Origin of the sequence: Nonomuraea turcica (assembly GCF_030718205.1) — a bacterium.
In the GTDB taxonomy this organism is placed as follows: domain Bacteria; phylum Actinomycetota; class Actinomycetes; order Streptosporangiales; family Streptosporangiaceae; genus Nonomuraea.
Map to the genome: position 1 here is coordinate 211096 of NZ_JAUZQF010000011.1, position 17775 is coordinate 228870.

The 17775-nt window shown below is 68.8% G+C and carries 17 protein-coding genes and 1 tRNA gene; 6 read left to right on the plus strand and 12 right to left on the minus strand.

Annotated features, from left to right (window positions below; genetic code table 11):
- Positions 1-125: 125 nt before the first annotated feature.
- Positions 126-1007: a hypothetical protein gene (locus tag Q9G87_RS28350; protein WP_305919535.1), complete on the plus strand. Its 882-nt coding sequence runs from the start codon at positions 126-128 to the stop codon at positions 1005-1007.
- A 191-nt stretch (positions 1008-1198) separates the two neighbouring features.
- On the opposite strand, the gene Q9G87_RS28355 is transcribed toward Q9G87_RS28350, so the two are convergent.
- The gene (locus Q9G87_RS28355) at positions 1199-1897 is read right to left on the minus strand and encodes a DUF998 domain-containing protein (protein WP_305919536.1); all 699 of its coding nucleotides are present in this window, start codon (positions 1895-1897) and stop codon (positions 1199-1201) included.
- A 184-nt stretch (positions 1898-2081) separates the two neighbouring features.
- Between Q9G87_RS28355 and Q9G87_RS28360 the strand changes: the two genes are divergently transcribed.
- Complete coding sequence (locus Q9G87_RS28360; protein ID WP_305919537.1) at positions 2082-2747, plus strand: TetR/AcrR family transcriptional regulator C-terminal domain-containing protein; 666 nt, start codon at positions 2082-2084, stop codon at positions 2745-2747.
- Between the two features lie 303 nt (positions 2748-3050).
- The gene (locus Q9G87_RS28365) at positions 3051-3437 is read left to right on the plus strand and encodes a hypothetical protein (protein WP_305919538.1); all 387 of its coding nucleotides are present in this window, start codon (positions 3051-3053) and stop codon (positions 3435-3437) included.
- Positions 3438-3660: 223 nt separating this feature from the next.
- Here the strand turns inward: Q9G87_RS28365 and Q9G87_RS28370 are convergent, their stop codons facing one another.
- The 5 genes from Q9G87_RS28370 to Q9G87_RS28385 all read right to left on the minus strand — a co-directional run bounded on the left by Q9G87_RS28370 (position 3661) and on the right by Q9G87_RS28385 (position 12132).
- A complete protein-coding gene (locus tag Q9G87_RS28370; RefSeq protein ID WP_305919539.1) occupies positions 3661-4119 on the minus strand; it encodes a hypothetical protein in 459 nt (152 codons plus the stop codon).
- A gap of 194 nt (positions 4120-4313) precedes the next feature.
- On the minus strand, positions 4314-7151 hold the full coding sequence (locus Q9G87_RS28375) for an AfsR/SARP family transcriptional regulator (RefSeq protein WP_305919540.1): 2838 nt from the start codon (positions 7149-7151) through the stop codon (positions 4314-4316).
- Positions 7152-7362: 211 nt separating this feature from the next.
- Complete coding sequence (locus Q9G87_RS28380; RefSeq protein ID WP_305919541.1) at positions 7363-10542, minus strand: CARDB domain-containing protein; 3180 nt, start codon at positions 10540-10542, stop codon at positions 7363-7365.
- A 43-nt stretch (positions 10543-10585) separates the two neighbouring features.
- Positions 10586-10720, minus strand: coding sequence for a LuxR C-terminal-related transcriptional regulator (locus Q9G87_RS60810; protein ID WP_371825838.1), 135 nt, complete (start codon positions 10718-10720; stop codon positions 10586-10588).
- Complete coding sequence (locus Q9G87_RS28385) at positions 10717-12132, minus strand: aminotransferase-like domain-containing protein (protein WP_305919542.1); 1416 nt, start codon at positions 12130-12132, stop codon at positions 10717-10719. Before Q9G87_RS28385 ends, Q9G87_RS60810 begins: the two co-directional genes overlap by 4 nt.
- Here Q9G87_RS28385 and Q9G87_RS28390 point away from each other — a divergent pair.
- Complete coding sequence (locus tag Q9G87_RS28390) at positions 12131-13369, plus strand: aminotransferase class V-fold PLP-dependent enzyme (RefSeq protein WP_305919543.1); 1239 nt, start codon at positions 12131-12133, stop codon at positions 13367-13369. The genes Q9G87_RS28385 and Q9G87_RS28390 overlap by 2 nt on opposite strands.
- 60 nt (positions 13370-13429) lie before the next feature.
- Here Q9G87_RS28390 and Q9G87_RS28395 read toward each other — a convergent pair whose 3' ends face one another.
- From Q9G87_RS28395 to Q9G87_RS28405, 3 genes are all read right to left on the minus strand, one after another.
- Positions 13430-13885: a GTP-binding protein gene (locus tag Q9G87_RS28395; protein WP_305919544.1), complete on the minus strand. Its 456-nt coding sequence runs from the start codon at positions 13883-13885 to the stop codon at positions 13430-13432.
- Positions 13789-14229, minus strand: coding sequence for a rhodanese-like domain-containing protein (locus Q9G87_RS28400; RefSeq protein WP_305919545.1), 441 nt, complete (start codon positions 14227-14229; stop codon positions 13789-13791). The genes Q9G87_RS28395 and Q9G87_RS28400 overlap by 97 nt, the downstream gene beginning before the upstream one ends.
- 21 nt (positions 14230-14250) lie before the next feature.
- Positions 14251-14346: transfer RNA gene (locus Q9G87_RS28405), tRNA-Sec, on the minus strand.
- Positions 14347-14637: 291 nt separating this feature from the next.
- Between Q9G87_RS28405 and Q9G87_RS28410 the strand changes: the two genes are divergently transcribed.
- Together Q9G87_RS28410 and Q9G87_RS28415 are read left to right on the plus strand one after the other, a co-directional pair.
- A complete protein-coding gene (locus Q9G87_RS28410; protein WP_371825844.1) occupies positions 14638-14838 on the plus strand; it encodes a helix-turn-helix domain-containing protein in 201 nt (66 codons plus the stop codon).
- An 82-nt stretch (positions 14839-14920) separates the two neighbouring features.
- The gene (locus Q9G87_RS28415) at positions 14921-15412 is read left to right on the plus strand and encodes a cupin domain-containing protein (RefSeq protein WP_305919546.1); all 492 of its coding nucleotides are present in this window, start codon (positions 14921-14923) and stop codon (positions 15410-15412) included.
- Between the two features lie 261 nt (positions 15413-15673).
- On the opposite strand, the gene Q9G87_RS28420 is transcribed toward Q9G87_RS28415, so the two are convergent.
- The 3 genes from Q9G87_RS28420 to Q9G87_RS28430 all read right to left on the minus strand — a co-directional run bounded on the left by Q9G87_RS28420 (position 15674) and on the right by Q9G87_RS28430 (position 17752).
- Positions 15674-16204, minus strand: a complete 531-nt coding sequence (locus Q9G87_RS28420) for an RICIN domain-containing protein (RefSeq protein ID WP_305919547.1) — start codon at positions 16202-16204, stop codon at positions 15674-15676.
- A gap of 147 nt (positions 16205-16351) precedes the next feature.
- The gene (locus Q9G87_RS28425; RefSeq protein ID WP_305919548.1) at positions 16352-17044 is read right to left on the minus strand and encodes a tetratricopeptide repeat protein; all 693 of its coding nucleotides are present in this window, start codon (positions 17042-17044) and stop codon (positions 16352-16354) included.
- 306 nt (positions 17045-17350) lie between these two features.
- Positions 17351-17752, minus strand: a complete 402-nt coding sequence (locus tag Q9G87_RS28430) for a hypothetical protein (RefSeq protein WP_305919549.1) — start codon at positions 17750-17752, stop codon at positions 17351-17353.
- Between the last annotated feature and the right edge of the window lie 23 nt (positions 17753-17775).

Below are 17775 nucleotides of genomic sequence, written 5' to 3' on the forward strand. Positions count from 1 at the left end.
ACCGGGCCAGCAGGTAAATAGGCGTGGAGCAGCGCGAGGCTGGGGCCGACGGTGATGGGAGTCAGGGACGTGCTCCTCCCAGAGTGGGGAGACACCCGCGCCCCCAACCCTTGAGAAGGGTTTCCTTGAACACCTCAACAGCGAGCATCCTCACCGTGCGCAAGCGGGCCATCCTCGTGACTCTCCTCGTGATGCCGGCCGCGGCCGGCATGACGGTGCTGGCGAACCCGTCCTCGGCCGACGTTCCCGACCTGGAGTTCGTCGAGCAGTCCACCGGCTACGACTCCGACGACAAGGGCATCGACGTCACCTGCCCGGACGGGAAACGGGTCCTGGGCGTGGGGGCCGACCTCGACGGCGCGCGCGGCAAGGTCGTCATCGATCAGGTGGTGCCGACCACGTACTCGGTCAACGCCTACGCCTACGAGTACGGCTCCCGGTACAACACCGGGACCGGGGATGACTGGCGGCTCCGGGTGTGGGCCTTCTGCGGCAACCCGCACGGGGCCACGGTGATCAGTTCCAGAGAGAGCAACTTCGACCCTGACGACAGCAAGGTGGTAACCGCTCCCTGCCCCGCCGGCTACGACGTGCTCGGCAGCGGGGCCCAGCTCGACGGAGCCCGGGGGGAAGTGGTCATCGACGAGATGATCCCGTCGGCGACCAGCGTCGCGGTCGGTGCGATCGAGGACGACCGGGGACTCAACGCCAACTGGAAGATCCGGGCGTACGCGATCTGTGCCGAGAACCGGCCAGCCGGGCTGGAGATCGTCTCCCGTGACGGTGACGGCCCGATCACCTCGGACGACAACGACAGCACCTACGCCCACTGTCCAGGCAAGCAAGCCTTGGGCAGCGGGTTCGACATCATGGACGGCGGCGGCGAGACCGGCATCGAGAAGCTCATCCCGGGGAGCGACACCGTCGTGACCACCGCGGTTGAAGACTGGGACGGCAACAGCAGAGACTGGTTCGTCCGCGCGTACGTGATCTGTGCCAACGACTAGAGCGGTGCACTTCGTCGTTCTCAAGCCGTAACCAGGGCTGCCACCACGCTGTGCGGCCCCCTTTAAGGACGGGCTGGCGGCTGGACTCCCAAGCCCCGGACACCACCAGCCCCGGCACGGCCATACGGGGCTGGTGGTGGTGCTGGGCAGGCGGCCGCGGCGTGTGCCCTAGCGATCCTTGGTCGCTAGTGTCATGCGGTCGCGCCTGCGTGTGCGTCCTTTCGAGCTGAGCCATGCGTGCTGCGCAGTCGCACCGCGAGCACCGAGGCCCATCCCCAGCCCAGGAAAGCCATGGCGCGCAGCAGCAGGCTCAAGGGTTGCGGATCCTCGCCGCGGTCCGACAGTGCCGCCGCCAGTGCGTAGAGCGTGGGGAGCGCCGCGCCCGTGGCGGCGCAGTAGGCAGCCCACCCACGCGCTCCCTGTGCGGCGAACCGGCGGGCGAACACGAAGCACGCCGCGATCAGCCCGCCCATCACCACGATGAAGGCGGTGCCGTGCAGGACGTAGTGCCAACTTGGATCCTCAGGGAGGCCCTGCGGCGCCCCGGGCGGGTAGCCCCACGCCGGGTCGGAGACGAAGACCCCGGCGCCGATTAGGCCGATCCCGTAGGCGCCGATCAGCAACGGCCCCCAGGTCCCGCCGGGGCCAGGGTGCAAAGCCCGTCGTAGCCCGACCGCGAACGCGACGTTCAGCAGTCCGGTGGCCACGAAGTTGGTGATTTGGATCCACCCCAGCTCGCCCAGGCTCAGCATGCTGAGCGGGTGCACGCGGGGATCGAAGCCAGGGCGGGTGTAGTCCTGGATGATGACGACGAGGAGGAACAGCGGCCCGGCTAACATGCCGCACGCCAGCAGAGCCCTGGTCAGTTGCTGCTGTGGCAGGTTGGACATTTCTCTCCCGTCTGTAACCGAGCCTGATGGTCCAACGATCATTGGCGCCGTATGGCACGCGGTGGTGTTCGGGCGCGCTCGTGCTGTCACCCCCGGTGTCGCGCCGGCTGCCCGCACCATTTCCTTATCACTGCTAATGCCTTATCGCTGATAAGGTGCCTCAGCGGCGCTAAAATGTCAATCGATGGACGAAACGACGCCGGCACCGCGCCAAGGGCTGACGCGGCACACGGTGGTCAGCGCCGCGCTGAAGCTGCTCGACGAGGTCGGCCTGGACGGGTTGACCACCCGCCGCCTCGCCGCGGAGCTGGGCGTGAAGTCACCCGCCCTTTACTGGCACTTCCGCAACAAGCAGGAGCTGCTCGACCAGATGGCCGAGGCGATCCTGCTGGCCGGCGGGATGGGGCCGCCCCGCGCCGGCGAATCCTGGCAGGACTGGCTCACCCGCCGGGCCCGCAACTACCGCAGGGTGCTGCTGGCCTACCGCGACGGGGCCCGCGTGGTCGCCAACGCCCGGTTGGGGCCCGCTGCGATCAGGCTGTTCGATCAGGAGCTGACCGCCATGGTCGGCTGCGGGTTCACCCCGGTGCTGGCGCTCCACACAATCGCGGCGATCTCCCGCTATGTCACCGGGTTCGTCCTCCAGGAGCAGGCTGAGCGTCAGGAGGATACGCGGACCCCGGCGGAGCAGTTCCTGGCGCTGGCCGAACTGCTTGACGGCGGCACCTCGGCCACCTTGATCGCGGCGATCCGCGAGGGCGGCAGTCCGCTCGGCGAACAAGCCTTCGAGCATGGCGTTGGAGTGCTGATCGACGGCTCCGCCGCAGCTTTGGCCAGACATCAGGCTTGAGCCGCCGGGCGAGGTGACTTGTGCGGGTCCGGTCTTGGGGGTGCCCGTTCCACCAGGCGTCCAGGCGGATCAGGTTGAGCGCGACGGCGGAGACAGACGCGGGGACCTCGCGATCGGCGGTGCTACGAACGAGACCCCCAAAGGGATTCACAATTCCGTTATTCATGACAAAAATCACATAGCCCGATATTTGAAGCTATACGGGACATTTGGTGCGTAATACCGGGCGCAATACACGCAACGAAGCACGCTGATCGTCTGGAGCCGCCGGCGCGGCGTGCGGATCTAGGGAGGCACACCACGATGTCCAAGATCACTAGGCGTGTGGCGACTGTGACCGCCACTGTGGCAGTAACGGGCGGCGTCACCCTCGGCGCGAGCGGAGCCGCCTCAGCGGCCACGTACGAACACCGGGACCACAGCCACTCCGTCGCCACCAGCTATGGCGAGCGGCCGGGTGACCGGCACCACGACCGGGTCTTCTTCGTCAACGGCGAGCGCTTCCGGTTCGACGGCCACCACTTCTTCGTGTGGGTCGACGGCAAGTGGAAGCTGGTGTCGCGCGCCTTCGCCCGGCATCACCTCTTCGACCGCGACCACGACTGGGGCCGCTTCTCCCGTGACCACAAGAAGCACGAAGACAGAGACCGGTACGGTCACGACCGTCACAGCGACTACGACCAGTACTGAGGTCGGAAACCGGGCCGGTCCGGCGACGGCGCCGGGCCGGCCCGCCCATGTCCGAGAGGGTGTCTGCTCACGGTGAAGGCGAGCCGATGATCCCCGCGATACCGACGATGATGCTGACGACGGTGTTGATGCCGTTCAAGAAGGCCACACAGGCAACCTTGGCACACCCGTCGAGGGCTGTGCGGGACCGTGAAGGACAGCAACTCCGACGGCATCGGTGTGCCTAGCCGACCCACCGGGCGGTGTACATGATGCCGTATTTCTTGATATAGCCGTGGACTCTGACCCTGCCGTTGTCGTAGTCCATCGCCGGCCCGGCGTAGGAGGAATACCTTCCGGAATCGACGGCGTCCCAGCCCACCTTCCACTCCGCGTCGGTCGGGCTGGGGCGGCCGCAGCAGGTGTCCCGCTTGTTGTCCAGGCCGTCATTCAGGCGGACGGACATCCACTGGGTGCCCTTGGAGTTGTACGCCACCGTCCGGGCGCACATCATCCTGGCGTACACGTAGACCTCCAAGTAGCCGACTTCCGCCGGAGTCTGGCCTCCCTTGACGGGCACCTTGGCGATCCGCGTCCCTGAGCAGCCGGCCGTCGCCGCGGACGCGGGCGCCGTCATCGTGGCCATGCCGGCCACGGACATGGCCGTGACGGCCATGGCCGCCATCGTTCTACGCAGTCGCATCTGAGCTTGCTCCCCGAGGTCGTGCCGATACGTGTCACAGGTCTTCGCACAGCGCGATCGCTGTCCGAGACAGGCAGCAACGCTAGAGCCCGGGGTCCTCGTTTCGTCCTCGTAGGATCCTCGCCACTCGCCGTTCCGGAGTTCGGTGCGGCCAAGTCGGCCGAGCTCCCCAGTGGATCCGGCGAAACGGCTCGTCAGCTCACTGGGAGCGCCGCCAGCCTGGCCCGGGCCAGACCGGCATCGGGGTGGTCCAGCTCGTCGAACACGGTCAGGGCCTGCCGCCACGCCAGGCGGGCCGCGCCGATCTCGCCGACGCTCTGGTGGGTGTCGCCGAGGTGGAGGAGCGTTTCGGCCATATGGAAGCGGTGTCCGACCTCGCGGGCCAAGGTCAGGGATCGCTCGTAACTTGTGATGGCCTGCTCCCACTGGCCGAGATGGTGATGGGCGTAGCCCAGGCTGTCCATGGTGGTCGCAAGCCCGTGGGGGTCTTCTGTTTCGTCGTACAGGGTGAGGGCCTGACTGCAGTGGAGGAGGGTCTTCTCGTACTCGCCGAGCAGGGCGTGGAACCAGCCGATCGAGTTGAGGGCCCGGGCCTGTCCGGACCGGTTGCCGGTGGTCCGGTAGAGATCGAGTGCCTGCCGGGCGTGACGGAGAGCGTCCTGGTGCCGGTCCCACAGTTCGAACATGCTCGACAGCTGGCCGTGGGTGTGAGCCTGGCCGGTGCGGTCGCCGAGCCGGCCGTACAGATCGAGGGCCCGCTGGTAGTGAGTGTGGGCCTCGTCGTACTGCGCCAGCCGGGTGCAGGCCCAGCCGAGGCCGCGGCTGGCATGGGCCTGCCCGGATTGGTCGCCTTCGCGCCTCGCGGCCCCCAGTGCGGTGGCGTGGACGGCGGCGTAGTCGCGCCAGTATCCCCGGCGGTCGAGGAAGTCGGTGAGAGTCCAGGCCAGCTGCCAGGCGTGGGTGCCGAACCCGGTTTCGGCCGCCTGCTCCGCGGCCGCGAGCAGCACCGCGTGCTCGGTGGCGAACCAGGCCAGCGCCTCGTCGTGATCCCCGAAAGTCTCACGAACCACGCCGGGCGGGATCGGCGCCAGTGTGATGCGCTCCCGGTGTGGGTTGAGCAGCCGGTTGGCGGCCTCTGCGGCATGGAGGTAGTGGCCGAGAAGGCGGCGGAGCGCGGCCTGGCGCTCGGTGGCCGGTTCGTGGGCGTGAACCAGCTCGCCGGCGTAGGCGCGCATGAGGTCGTGGAAGGCGTAGCGGCCGGGCGCGTGCTCGATGAGGAGATGGGCGCGGGTCAGCTCGGCCAGCAGCGAACGCGCCCGGGACGCCGGGACGCCTGCCAGGCTCGCCGCCGCGGACACCCCGAGATCCGGGCCGCGATGCAGCCCGAGCAGCCGGAACAGCCGCGCCACATCCTCGCCGAGGATCCGGTAGGACCAGGAGAACACCGCCCGGACCTGCGTGGCCGGGTCTCCGACGTCGAACGCGTCCAGCCGACCGGCGGGCGCGCCCAGCTTGCCGGCGACGGACGCGAGGGAGAAGCCCGGCTGGACGGCGGCCTGGGCGGCCACGACGGTCAGCGCCAGGGGCAGCCGCGCGCACCGGGCGATGATCTCCGCCACCGCCTTCGGCTCGGCGGCTACCCGATCCGCGCCCAGGCGGCGGGCCAGCAGCTCCCGGGCCTCGGCGGCGGGGAGCAGGTCCAGCGGCAGCGGGTGTGCACCCTCTGCGGCGACCAGGCCGGGCAGCTGGTTGCGGCTGGTCACCACCACCACACAGCCGGAGGAGCCGGGAAGCAGGGGACGGACCTGCTTGGCGTCGTGCGCGTTGTCCAGCACGATCAGCACCCGGCGCCCGGTCAGCAGGCTGCGATAGAGGCCTGCCTGTGCCTCGACGGTCGCCGGGACCCGCTCCGCCGCCACGCCGAGTGCGGACAGGAACCCTCGCACCGCCTCTGCCGGGGTCATCGCCGCCCTGTCCGGATCGAAGCCCCGCAGGTTCACGTACAGCTGTCCGTCGGGAAAGAGGTCGCGGACCCGGTGCGCCCAGTGCACCGCCAGAGCGGTCTTGCCCACGCCCGCGGTGCCCCACATGGCGGAGACGACCACCGCGGTCGGCTGCCGTCCGGCCCCGGCCAGCACACCGTCCAGCCAGGCGAGTTCGGCCTCGCGCCCGGTGAATCCGTACGCGTCCAGCGGCAGCATCGCCGGGGCACGGCCGGTCACCGGCTCCCTGGGCGAGGGCGCGTCACTGGGGCCAGGCTCCCAGAGCGGGGACCCGTCACCGGGGCCGGGCTCGCACCGCAGCAGCGCGTCATGCAGTCGCCGCAGCTCCGGGCCGGGGTCGAGACCGAGCTTGCCGGTCAGCCGCGCCCGCAGGCCACGATAGATCTCCAGCGCGTCGGCCAACCGGCCCGCCTCGGCCGTCGCCCGCATCAGCAATCCGACCAGGGATTCCCGGAAGGGGTGCCGGTCCACCAGCGCCAGCAGCTCCACGATCACCTCTTGATGGCGGCCCAGCGACAACTCCAGCGTCAGGCACTCTTCCCAGACGACCATCTGGCGTTCTTGCAGAGCTCTGGCGGCGTTCTCGAAGCGCGGACCGCCCACGCCGGTCAGCGGCTCGCCCCGCCACAGCAGCAGCGCCCGCCGGAACGTGGCGGCGGCCGCGGCGGCATCGGCAGGCGCGGTTTGCCGCGCCTGCGTGACCAGCTCGTCGAAGGTCTGGGAGTCCAGGCAGCCGGGGGCCGGTCGCAGCAGGTATCCCCCTCGCACCGTCATGATGAGGTCGTCGGCCGCTCCGGCACCCACGAGCGTCCGCCGTAGCCGCGTCACCAGATCCTGAACCTGCCGCCGCGCGGTGGCCGGGGGGTTCTCCCACATGCTGTCGAGCAGCCGGTCGACTGTGACGACCTGGCCGGCCTCCAGCAGCAGCGCCGCGAGCGCCCTTTCCTGACGGGGGCCGTGCAACCCGACCGGGCGCCCGTCCGCCCTCACCTCAAGCGGCCCCAGGACACCGAACCAGATCGCAGCCAACGGGTACCGTCCAAAAGATCGAATCCACGCTCGAAGATCCCGGATCTCCGATGGAGACTATCGTTTCGTCCAATATGGATGCACCCAAAGCCATCAAAATGGACGCCGCATCGGCTCCCTTTCTGCCCGCATTCGTCGCTCCCGGCCGGGGATCGCACAGGTCACATGCGGGTGGCCCGCCGCGGACGGTCGCGGCGGGCCTGTCCTGGGCTCAGTAGCGTTCGCTGAGGTTGAGGTTGATCTCGGTCAGTACGGTCGTCGCCTTGCCGTACCGGAGCAGGTTCGTGAGGTTGTCCGGCAGCCGCAGGGTGGCCTGCGCGTGGCGGGCGGCCTGGCCCACGGACCTCAGTTCCAGCGCGGCGGCGACCAGCGAGACGATCTTCGTCGCGGCGTTGATCCGCCGGTCAGCCAGGTTGAGGTAGGTGGTCAGCAGCTGGGCGCGGAGGAGGTCGGACTGGCTGATGGACAGGGCGAAGACCGCCTTCACCTCGGCCCGGGTGAGGACGCCGTCCGGGGCCGAGCCGTCGGCTCCGTCGAAGCGGGAGTCGGTCGCCTGGATACGGGCCAGCAGTTCGGTGGTCTGCCGGTCGGCGTGCAGCTGCCAGGACAGCTGTGGCCATGGGTTTCGGGTGGGTGCGACCTCGGTGATGCTGGTGGAGGCCGTCGCGGTCACCGGCTCGTAGACGCAGCCGTTCCCGTTCCCGTACGAGGCCGTGGCGGAGTCGGGGATCTCGTTCCCGGCGACGAACAGCAGGCTGGGCCGGGCGGTGAACTGGACACCGGAGCTCGCGCCGCCGGCGAGCGATCCGAGCGACCAGGTGAGCGTGGTCGTGCCGTCCGGGTTGGCGGTCACGGACGAGGGCTTGGGCCCCGTGCCCTGGTCGAGGGCCTGACTGTAGTGGACCTCGGACGGGAGGGTGTCGGTGAGGGTCACGTTGGTGGCCGTGCCGCTGCCCACGTTGGTGACCTTCAGATCGATCGTCATCGCCTCGCCGGCGTTGACGGTCGGCGGCGCGCTCTTGTCCAGGGTGAGCTTCGGGGCATGCACAGTGGTCGTGGCCGTCGCGGTGTTGTTGGCCGTGTTCGCCTCGGCTCCGCCCTTGGTGTCGCGCGCGGTCGCCGTGGCCGTGTTGGGCAGGACGGTCCCGTTGGCGGTGTCGCAGGGGATCGCATAGCTGAACGTCTCGGTCCTGGACAGTCCCGCGCCCAGGTAGGGCACCTGGCGCGACTGGGTGCCGCCGCCGGGCGGGGTGTCGGTCAGGTCGATCGCCGTCGCGGCGCCGGTGCCGACATTGTCCAGCTTCACCTGGTAGTTCAGGGTGTCGCCGGGCTCGGCGTCGGACCGGTCGACGGTCTTCGTCGTGGCGATGTCGGGGTCGTATTCGTTGAAGAAGGACAGCTCCTGCCGTACCGCCGTGTCGAAGTCGAGCTCCTTTGCCGGCTCGCCGCCCGCGCCCGCGCCGGCGCAGAGTGACGGGCTCGTGGTCGTGAAGTAGCTACTGCAAGCGGGCCCGTCGGTGTCGGGGGACTGTGCCGCCCGGAACCTGACGGCCGACCAGTCGTCGTGATCCTTGAGGGGCGGACTGCCCTTGTTGTCGTTGATGTCCACGTCCACCGTGCCCGCGTCGATGATCGGCCTGCCGGCGGCGTCGCGGTTGTCGTTCCAGTTGAGCGGCCCGTTGCCGATGTCCGACCGCAACAGCCTGGGCCCGCCCGCGGTGGGGTTGTCATGCCACCAGAAGGTGTAGTCGGTGCCGTCCTTGATCCCGTCCGCCTCGTTCAGCTGGGGCTCCTTCAGCTCGGGAAGTTTCCCGCTCGAGTAGCCGAGGCGGACCGCCCCCTTCTTCCAGTCCCGCAGCTCGTCGACCAGCAGCGGCGGCGGGCTGTTGGGAATCCCCGTCTGGAAGAAGTAGTTCATGACGCTGATGTAGTTGGGCTTCCAGTTCTCGCCGGTGTCGCCGCCGTGCTGCAGGCTCAGCGCGTGCCCGAGTTCGTGCATGATGGTGCCGGCCTGGTCCTGTTCGGTGCCGACCCAGGCGTCGTCGGCGCCCGTATTGGGGGTGAGCACCTGCCGGTCGGTCGGGTGCGAGCTGGTCGTGTTGCAGGTGCGGTCAGGGCCCACGTGGATCTGGGTTCCGATCACCGTGTCGTCGCCGGCGCGCGTCGTCTGCAGCATGCCGTCGCCGGCGTAGTCACTGCCGAAGTCCGCCACGCACATGGTTCGCCATGAGCCAAGGGTGACGATGAAGTCCTTGTTGTTGTCTCTGGTGGGTTCGCAGCATTGCCCCGACGTTCCCGGGTCGGGCGTGCTTGAGGATCCGCTGCCCTGCATGATGTCATGCGCGAAGATCGCATAATGTGCGTACGGGGCCAGCTCCGCGGGGAAGTTGGCGGTGCGCGCATTGCGGAAGTCGTTGTTGTTGTTCAGGCCCATGGTCGCTTGTTCGGGAAGCTGCGTTCCCAGAATGTGGATGAAGTCGACGCCGTCCCGGTGTGTCCCCGGGTAGGGGCACGGATTCTCCGCTTTGACCGGCGCCGCGTCGAAGGCGTTCTTGACCAGGGTGATCGCGCCATCCTTGGGCCGGTGGGAGTGCCTGGCGTCGGCCATGAAGTCGGTCTGCAGGATGATCGTCTTACGGCATGGGTCGGCGCCGCGCGCTGGGAGGTCGGCGATGACCGCGCCGTTGCGGTCGCGTACCCCGGAAAGCTCAATGATGTCCGGGATGCCGTCGTGGTCGGTGTCGGGCAGCACGGTGGAGACGGTGATGCCGAGCCTGGTCTTCCTCCCGTCGTTGTCCCTGGGGAAACCGTGGTCGCCGTTGCCCTCGACGCAGCTCTGGCCCTTCGGCTGGCCGGTTTGGGTGTGAATGCAGGGCGTGCCGAAGACGATGCCGTCACCCGACAGGGAGCCGGAGCGGAGGTCGTAGACGAGGTTCAGTTCGAGATCGTTGCGCTGGGGGCTGATGTCCATCCTGTCGTCGTTGGTGTTGAGGCCGTCGTCCCAGTCCCACAGGGTGACGGTGATCTCCACGGTCGGCTTGTCACCGGGCAGGTCCGTCTTGGTGAAGCGCCAGCCGTTGGGCGCCTCGGGCAGGCCGAAGGGTTCGAATTCGTCGTCCTGGATCCGCGGGCCCACCTCGAGGGGCCCGTCTGCGATCTTGACTCTCGGGAAATAGTCCCCATCTCCTTCGCCCCCGCTGTCCGGGTCCTCGACCTGCAGGAGATAGTCGATGGAAAAGGTCAGCGACAGGGTCGGGGCCGCCGCTGCGGCCGGTGTGGCTAATACCGGAATCAAGGCGACGAGCAGCCCGCCGATCGCCCCGAGCGTGAGCAGCCGGCGCCACGACGCAAGCCGCCCCTGCCACGTTCTCGCTCCACGTTTGACGCCCACGGTCGTTCCTCCTGAGGGTTTGCCCTGCAGAGGAGCGTCCGGCTTATAGCGCGCTCACGCATGAGTAGCCCCTACTCAGGCCGGGCCGGAGCAGAGAGCTCAGATACGTCTTCACGGTCGTCTCGCCGATGAACAACGACGTGACGATCTGCGTATTGCTCAAACCCTTCGCGATCAACTGCGCGTGCCGGCGGCGTGCTCGTCGGCGGACGCGAGTCGGCGTGCGGCTTCGATCAGCTCGGTGCGGTCGGCGGTGGCGGCGAAGCCGAGGCGTAGGTAGGCCGCCGGGAGTTCGGTGGCGAAGTAGCGGTTACCGGCGCTGACGGCGACGCCGTGCTGACGGGCCGTGTCGGCGATCACGGTGTCGTCGGTGCCGTACGGCAGGCGGACCCACAGGTGCAGTCCGCCTGTGGGGATGCAGGTGAGGGTCCAGTGGGGAAGTTCGTGCGTGACCGCGGCCGCCAGCGCTCCGCACCGCTCCCGCAGGGCTGCGGCGAGAGAACGGACATGCCGTTCCCACGTGGGAGAGCTGAGGAGTTCGAGCGCTGTTTCCTGGAGCGGGCGCGTGACGAAGAAGTCGTCGACCAGGCGGGTGGCGCGCAGGCGTTCCATCACCGGGCCTCGGGCCACCAGGGCACCGATGCGCAGGCTCGGCGCAGCCGGTTTGGTGAGCGAGGTCAAGTAGACCACGGTGCCGTCGCGATCGTCGGCCAGCAAGGGCGGCGGCACCGGCGTGCCGTGACCGAGGTGCCGCGCGAAGTCGTCCTCGATCACGAATGCCCCCGCCGCCCTGGCCGCATCGATGATCTGTCGGCGGCGTTGTGGCGCCAGCACGGTGCCGGTGGGGTTGTGATAGGCCGGCTGGCAGTACAGCAGGCGTGCGCGGGTCATGGCGAAGGCGTCGGCCAGGAGGTCGGGTTGCAGGCCGTCGGCATCCATCGGCACCGGTACCGGGCGCAGGCCGGCTGCCCTGGCGGCGGCTATCGCTCCCGGATAGGTGGGCGACTCCATCAGGATGGGGTCACCCGGCGCCGCGATGGCCCGGAACGCCATGGACAGGGCGCTCTGCCCGCCGGCCGTGACCAGGATGTCGTCCGCGCTCACGCCGCCGCCGGCCATGGTGGCGAACACGCTGCGCAGGGCCGCCAGGCCGCTGGCGGGGGCGCGGTCCCAGGCGTCGGGGCGGCGTGCGGCGCGGGCCAGCGCCGCGGTCAGGATCTGGGTGGGCTGGAGCGATCGATGCAGGTAGCCGCCATCCAGCATGATCGTACCCGCGGGTGACGCACCGACGGCGCCGGTGAGGATTCGGGTGTCCACGGTCCGGTCGGCGAGGGTGACGGTCTGCCAGGCGGTGTCGGCCACATTGGCACGCCGCTGGGCGCGTGCTGCCACGTACGTGCCGCTGCCTGGACGGGTGACCACCAGGCCCTCGGCGGCGAGCGTGGCGAGCGCCTGTGACACGGTGGCGGGGCCGACCTGGTAGCGCCGGATCAGCTCGCGGCTGCTGGGCAGACGGTCACCCGGTGCCAGCCGGTCGACCACCGCGCGCATCCGGGTCGCCAACTCCGCAGAACTGCTACTGTCTGACATGAGAACCGATAATAGCGCTTCCAGGATTTCCCCAGAATCGCTTCTGGACGTCGCGGCCCTGCGCGCGGACACCCCCGGCGTCGGCGACGTCGTGCACTTCAACAACGCCGGTTGCGGTCTGCTGGCCGCGCCTGTGCTGGCCGCGATGGTCGACCACCTGCAGCTGGAGGCGAGCATCGGTGGCTACGAGGCCTCGGCCGCCCGCGCCGAGCAAGTCCGCGAGTTCTACGCCGAGACCGCTGCCCTGATCAACTGCGCTCCCGAGAACATCGCGTTCGCCGGTAGCGCCACCCACGCGTTCTCCACCGCCCTGTCGGCGATCCCGTTCGAGGCAGGTGATGTCATCCTCACGACCCGCAACGACTTCATCTCCAATCAGATCGCCTTCCTGTCGCTGAGCAAGAGGTTCGGCGTGCGTTTGGTGCACGCTCCTGACGCGCCCGAGGGCGGGGTGGACGTGGCGGCGATGGCCGCCCTGATGCGCGAGCACCGGCCCCGGCTGGTGGCCGCCACCCACATCCCCACCAACTCCGGCCTGGTCCAGCCCGTCGCCGACATCGGCCGACTCTGCCGCGAACTGGATCTGCTGTACCTGGTCGACGCCTGCCAGTCGGTCGGCCAGTACCCGATCGACGTCGCGGAGATCGGCTGCGACCTGCTCACCGCCACCTGCCGCAAGTTCCTGCGCGGCCCCCGCGGCTCTGGCTTCCTGTACGTGTCCGACCGCGTCCTGCGCGCCGGCTACGAGCCGCTGTTCATCGACATGTACGGCGCGCGCTGGGTCGAGCCGGGCCGCTACCAGCCCGTCGAGACGGCAGCCAGATTCGAGGACTGGGAGTTCCCCTACGCCATCGTCCTCGGCTGTGCCGCCGCCGTACGCTACGCCCGCCAGGTCGGCATGGACGCCATCGCCCGCCGTACCCCCGCCCTGGCCGCCGGCCTGCGCGACAGGCTCGCCGATCTGCCGGGAGTCCGCGTGCTCGACCACGGTCGGCAACTGGGCGCCCTGGTCACCTTCGCCATCGACGGCTGGCAGCCGGAGCCGTTCAAGGCCGCCATGGACGCACGCCGTATCAACTCGGCGCTCAGCTTCCGCCACTTCGCGCAGTTCGACTTCGGCGACAAGGACATCGACTGGTGCCTGCGCCTGTCGCCGCACTACTACAACACCGAACAGGAAGTGGACCAGGTCGTCGCGGCGGTCGCCGACCTCAGCGTCGCAGCGCGGCAGCCGTGACGACCGCTGAACCTCTCACCGAGCCGGCCACGTCTCGATCTGGGTCCTGCAGATCAATACCTAGCCGGGCTTAGCCCCAGAGCTTGTCACCTGGACCGTACAGTCCCTACGACCCCCGGTCACATGGTGGAATGGGCGATGCGGTCCGCAGACCCGGGGGATGTCGAGGCACTGTGGCGCGCTCACGATCATGACCGCGGGAGCCGGGCCGATACCGGCGAGCATGTTGGAGACGAACCGCTCATGCCCAGGAACGTCAACGAACGCCAACTGCCGTCCCGACCCGAGCGTGGTCCAGGCGAAGCCGAGATCGATGGTCATGCCCCTGCGTCGCTCTTCGGCCCAGGGGTCGGGCTCCATCCCGGTGAGTGCCCGGATCAGGGTCGACTTGCCGTGATCCACGTGACTTGCGGTCGCGATCACCCACGTGTGAGCTCGCTGCGGGCAGGCTCGCCTGGACCTCGTGGGCGGGTGGGGGTGGCGAGGCGGATGACCTGGAGCCCGGCCGCCGTCCATGCCTGGAAGCCACCGATCACATCAGTGGCGTTCGGCAGCCCGATCTGTCTGAGGGACGACGCGGCGAGGCTGGAGGAGTAGCCCTCGTCGCACAGGATGATCCACTGGATTTCTGCGGAGGTGGCCTCGGGGATCCGCGCGTCGCAGAGCGGATCAAGCCGCCACTCCAGATGGTTGCGTTCGATCACGATGGCGCCGGGCACTTCGCCACCGCTTCGACGCTGAAACTCCGGCCGCGTGTCCACGATGAAGGCATCGGCGCTGCCCGCCACGGCCCAGGCCTCGGCAGGCAGCAGGCGACGTAGTCCGCCACGTGTCTGAGCCAGCAACTCGTCGATGCTCACGGCGCTCCAGGGGGTGTGATCTGGCGGAGACGGACGAGAATCGAACTCGCCGCGCCGAGATACTCGGCGCCACCGGTTTTGAAGACCGGGAGGGCCACCAGGCACCTGGACGCCTCCAGCGGTGATCTTAGTCATCCCGAACGCGAAGGTGGAGGTTTTCGGCCCTATCACGATCGACAGACTCTGGCCACGCCACAACGCGGGCCGCCCCGGACTGCCGCTCAGCACGCCGCTCGGTAACGTTCGAGCGCAGAAGATCTGCGAGCGTGATCATTGGGGTCCGGTGACCGAGACCTTCGCAAGGCAGGTGTGATGGCTGGCTACCACACCCGCTGGGAGCGTCCTCCCGCGTGAGATGACGATCGCGAACGGATCGCCATCCGCGAGGCGCTGGCCTTCGGCAAGGCCCTGTACGACCGGCGCGTGGCCCTCGGCCTGAGCGTGACCGAGGTCGCCGATCGAGCAGGCATGACCGAGGATGAGATCGAGTGCATCGAGGAAGGCGGCACCACTCCGACCATCGCGCTGCTGCGCCGCCTGGCAGCGGATGTCCGCCTCACGCCCGGCCATGACCTCGGATCAGTGTGGTTCGAAGCGCACGCCGCATAACGATGTACGCCCCGCACATTCACCCCGTGAGCGGCTGGGTTGCGGCTACGCCGCCGCGGCAAGATAGCCAAGGGGGTGTGCTATGCCTGATCTCATCAAGGGCAAGACGCTGATCGCCAGGGACGAGGGCGACGACGCCAGCGGGGTCGTCATCAAGCTTTACGGCGAGGAGACGAACGGGGCCGTCTCGATCATCGAGCAGCCGTTCGAGCCGGGGTTTCTCCTACCACCACACGTGCACCAGAACGATGTCTGGCTCTACGTGCTCGAGGGGGAAATGCACGCCCGGGTTGGCGACGAGATCGTCAAGGCGACACCCGGCTGCTGGGTGCTGAAGCCGCGCCGGGTCCCCCACACCATGTGGAACGCGGGACCCGAGCCTGCACGCATCATCGAGGTGTACACGCCGGGTGGATTCGAGCTCTTCTTCAAGGACTTCGGAGACCGGTTGAGCCAAGGGTCGATCGGGCTCGACGAGCTGAATCGCCTTGGCGAGCCGCACGGCATCCGTTTCTTCGACGACTGGATTCCCGACCTCAAAGCGGCCTACAACCTGCGCGTCATCGGCGAGTAGCTCCTCGCCGCCCCGCCAACCCTCACCCCAAGCAGGTGCCATGGGCGCCCGTCACAGGAACGGGCGACCGGTCGAAGTCGTCCGGGTGCGCGCGGGCTTGGTCGATGCCGGTGACGCGCGGCACGGTGGCGGCGATGCGGCCGATCTGCTGGTCGGGTGCGGTCGCGCTGTGGCGGGGCGGCGCAGCAGCGGGCCGAGGAGGAGTAGCGCCGCCCCAAGGTCTATTCCGTGCTTCCTACCTGATCCCGGCAGCGACACCGCCTAGCCGACCTTGGTAATCTGCCAAGCCTGCTCGCTGCCTCCCTTCTTGCATGGCCACTGGATGGCGGACTTGCCCTTGCGCGCTTCGCCGTGGCCGATCGCCAGGCACATCTGGGTCGCGCCGTTCATGAAGTGATACGCCCGGAGCTCGTCCTCCGGGACGCCCTTGACTCGCAACAGCCGCTTGGGCTTCCAGCGCTGCGCCCACCCGCCGTTGCACGGCCACTGGATGGCGGACTTGGCCCTGCGCGCTTCGCCGCCACCGATCGCCAGGCACATGCCGGTGGCGGCGTTGGCCAGGTACCCATCGGACGACATCAGCCATTGCTGTTCCGGAGCATGGGTGCACGGCCACTGGATGGCGGACTTGCCCTTGCGCGCTTCGCCGTGGCCGATCGCCAGGCACATGCCGGTGGCGACGTTCTTGAGCTCGACGACGGCTCCGCTGGATCCGGTTGCCGCCTGGGCGGGAACCGCCAGCAGGCCACCGGCCAGCGTGACGCCGGCCAGAAGTGTGATCGCTGTACGCATATGTTTCGTCCTCTCGTGGGTTGTTGGGGGTTAGCCCCAGTTCGGGGACGTACTTATAGACAGTGGAGCCGCTGACCCCGAGTAGGCGCGATGGAGGAGACAGTGTTCTGCGGTCGGGTGAGCAGGTCGCGGGCGTGCCGGACCTGCTCAGGGGCCATCGCCGGCAGTCGGGCGAGGCGCTGGCGATCGGCGTGCTTCCTCGTCGCGGCCGAGCGCGGAGATGACGACGTCGAGGCCGGCCAGGGCATGGGCGAGGCCGGCGCGGTGCTGCTCAGGGGAGGCTGCGGCCAGCTCCCGATGAATGGTGACCGCCTCTTTCGCCAGGGGCAGCGCTTCGGCCGGCAGGCCGCGTTCGGTCAGGGTCACGCCGAGGTCGGCGAGCACGTCTGCGAGGTCGGCCAGGTAACGGCCGGGGGAGGCCGCAGCCAGTCGCCGGTAGATGGCGATGGCCTCTCGCTCGGCGCGCAGGGCGTCGGCCGGCCGGTCCAGCTCCGCCAGAGTCGTCCCAAGGTTGATGAGGGCATCGGCGAGGTCGGCCAGGTAGTCGTCGGGGGAGGCCGCGGCCAGCTGTCGGTAGACAGAGACTGCTTCCTCCTCGGCGTTCAACGCCTCGCCATGCCGGTCGAGCTCGGAGAGGGTCACGCCGAGACTGGTCAGGCAGGTGGCGAGCTCGGTCAGGTAGAGCTCGGGGGAGACCGCGGCCAGCCGCCGGTAGATGGCGATGGCCTCTCGCTCGGCGCGCAGGGCGTCGGCCGCGCGGTCCAACTCCCCGAGATGCACCTTTTCCATGAGCAACCGAGCCCGCCTGCTCCCCTCGCCCTCGTCCGGGACTTCCGCCACAGCTCATCCCTCCATCGACATCGGGCGGCAACCGCTGCGGTGCCGCTCTTTCCTCAAGGGCCGTCACGGGCCTGGAGGCGTGACGGTCTTTCAGGCGCGGTGGGTGCGGCTTGGACGGTTTGGGCCCACGCACACTGTGCTGGTGCTCTGCGCTCTTGTGGGCCTTGAGTGTCTGGCCGGGCCACCGGGGCAGGGATCAGAACCAGGAGGTGCAGCGCCACGTGCGGCCGGCCTTGGCACAGGCGCGCTCTTGGCCTGCAACTCGAATGCGGTCCACCAGCCGGCCTGGGCAGGATGAACAACCCATCAGGTGGTGCCGTAGGCGACAGCGCCACACGAATCGTGGAGGATGTAGCCGGTGCTCTGCTTCCCCAGGCACGCGTAGAAGACGACTATCAGACCCTCACCGACATCTCCGTAAGAACGCTCAGTGCACTCTCCGGCACCGCTCGTGTGCCACTTGTCCGGCTGGTCCGTGTAATTGATGTGGGCTCTGATGCGGATCGAATATCCATCGGCGTACCCATCGCAGATCACCATCTTGTCGCCGTCAGCGATCCATCGGCCAGAGCCGGTGCCCCAGATGCCGTAGCAGCCATTGAGCGTGCACGCGCGGGGCTGGGCGGCCACGGCGGGCGCGGCGGTCACCGTGGCGAAGGCCACGGTCGCGGCGGTTACTCGCGCCAGAAGTGAGATGCCGCGCCTCATGGCATTGAGCCTGGTTGCCCCAC

Excerpts from the sequence above, each read along its gene's own strand:
- Q9G87_RS28355 (WP_305919536.1), bottom strand. The coding sequence starts at position 1,897 with ATGTCCAACCTGCCACAGCAGCAACTGACCAGGGCTCTGCTGGCGTGC.
- Q9G87_RS28360 (WP_305919537.1), top strand. The coding sequence starts at position 2,082 with ATGGACGAAACGACGCCGGCACCGCGCCAAGGGCTGACGCGGCACACG.
- Q9G87_RS28365 (WP_305919538.1), top strand. The coding sequence starts at position 3,051 with ATGTCCAAGATCACTAGGCGTGTGGCGACTGTGACCGCCACTGTGGCA.
- Q9G87_RS28370 (WP_305919539.1), bottom strand. The coding sequence starts at position 4,119 with ATGCGACTGCGTAGAACGATGGCGGCCATGGCCGTCACGGCCATGTCC.
- Q9G87_RS28390 (WP_305919543.1), top strand. The coding sequence starts at position 12,131 with ATGAGAACCGATAATAGCGCTTCCAGGATTTCCCCAGAATCGCTTCTG.
- Q9G87_RS28385 (WP_305919542.1), bottom strand. The coding sequence starts at position 12,132 with ATGTCAGACAGTAGCAGTTCTGCGGAGTTGGCGACCCGGATGCGCGCG.
- Q9G87_RS28395 (WP_305919544.1), bottom strand. The coding sequence starts at position 13,885 with ATGGACGGCGGCCGGGCTCCAGGTCATCCGCCTCGCCACCCCCACCCG.
- Q9G87_RS28415 (WP_305919546.1), top strand. The coding sequence starts at position 14,921 with ATGCCTGATCTCATCAAGGGCAAGACGCTGATCGCCAGGGACGAGGGC.
- Q9G87_RS28420 (WP_305919547.1), bottom strand. The coding sequence starts at position 16,204 with ATGCGTACAGCGATCACACTTCTGGCCGGCGTCACGCTGGCCGGTGGC.
- Q9G87_RS28430 (WP_305919549.1), bottom strand. The coding sequence starts at position 17,752 with ATGAGGCGCGGCATCTCACTTCTGGCGCGAGTAACCGCCGCGACCGTG.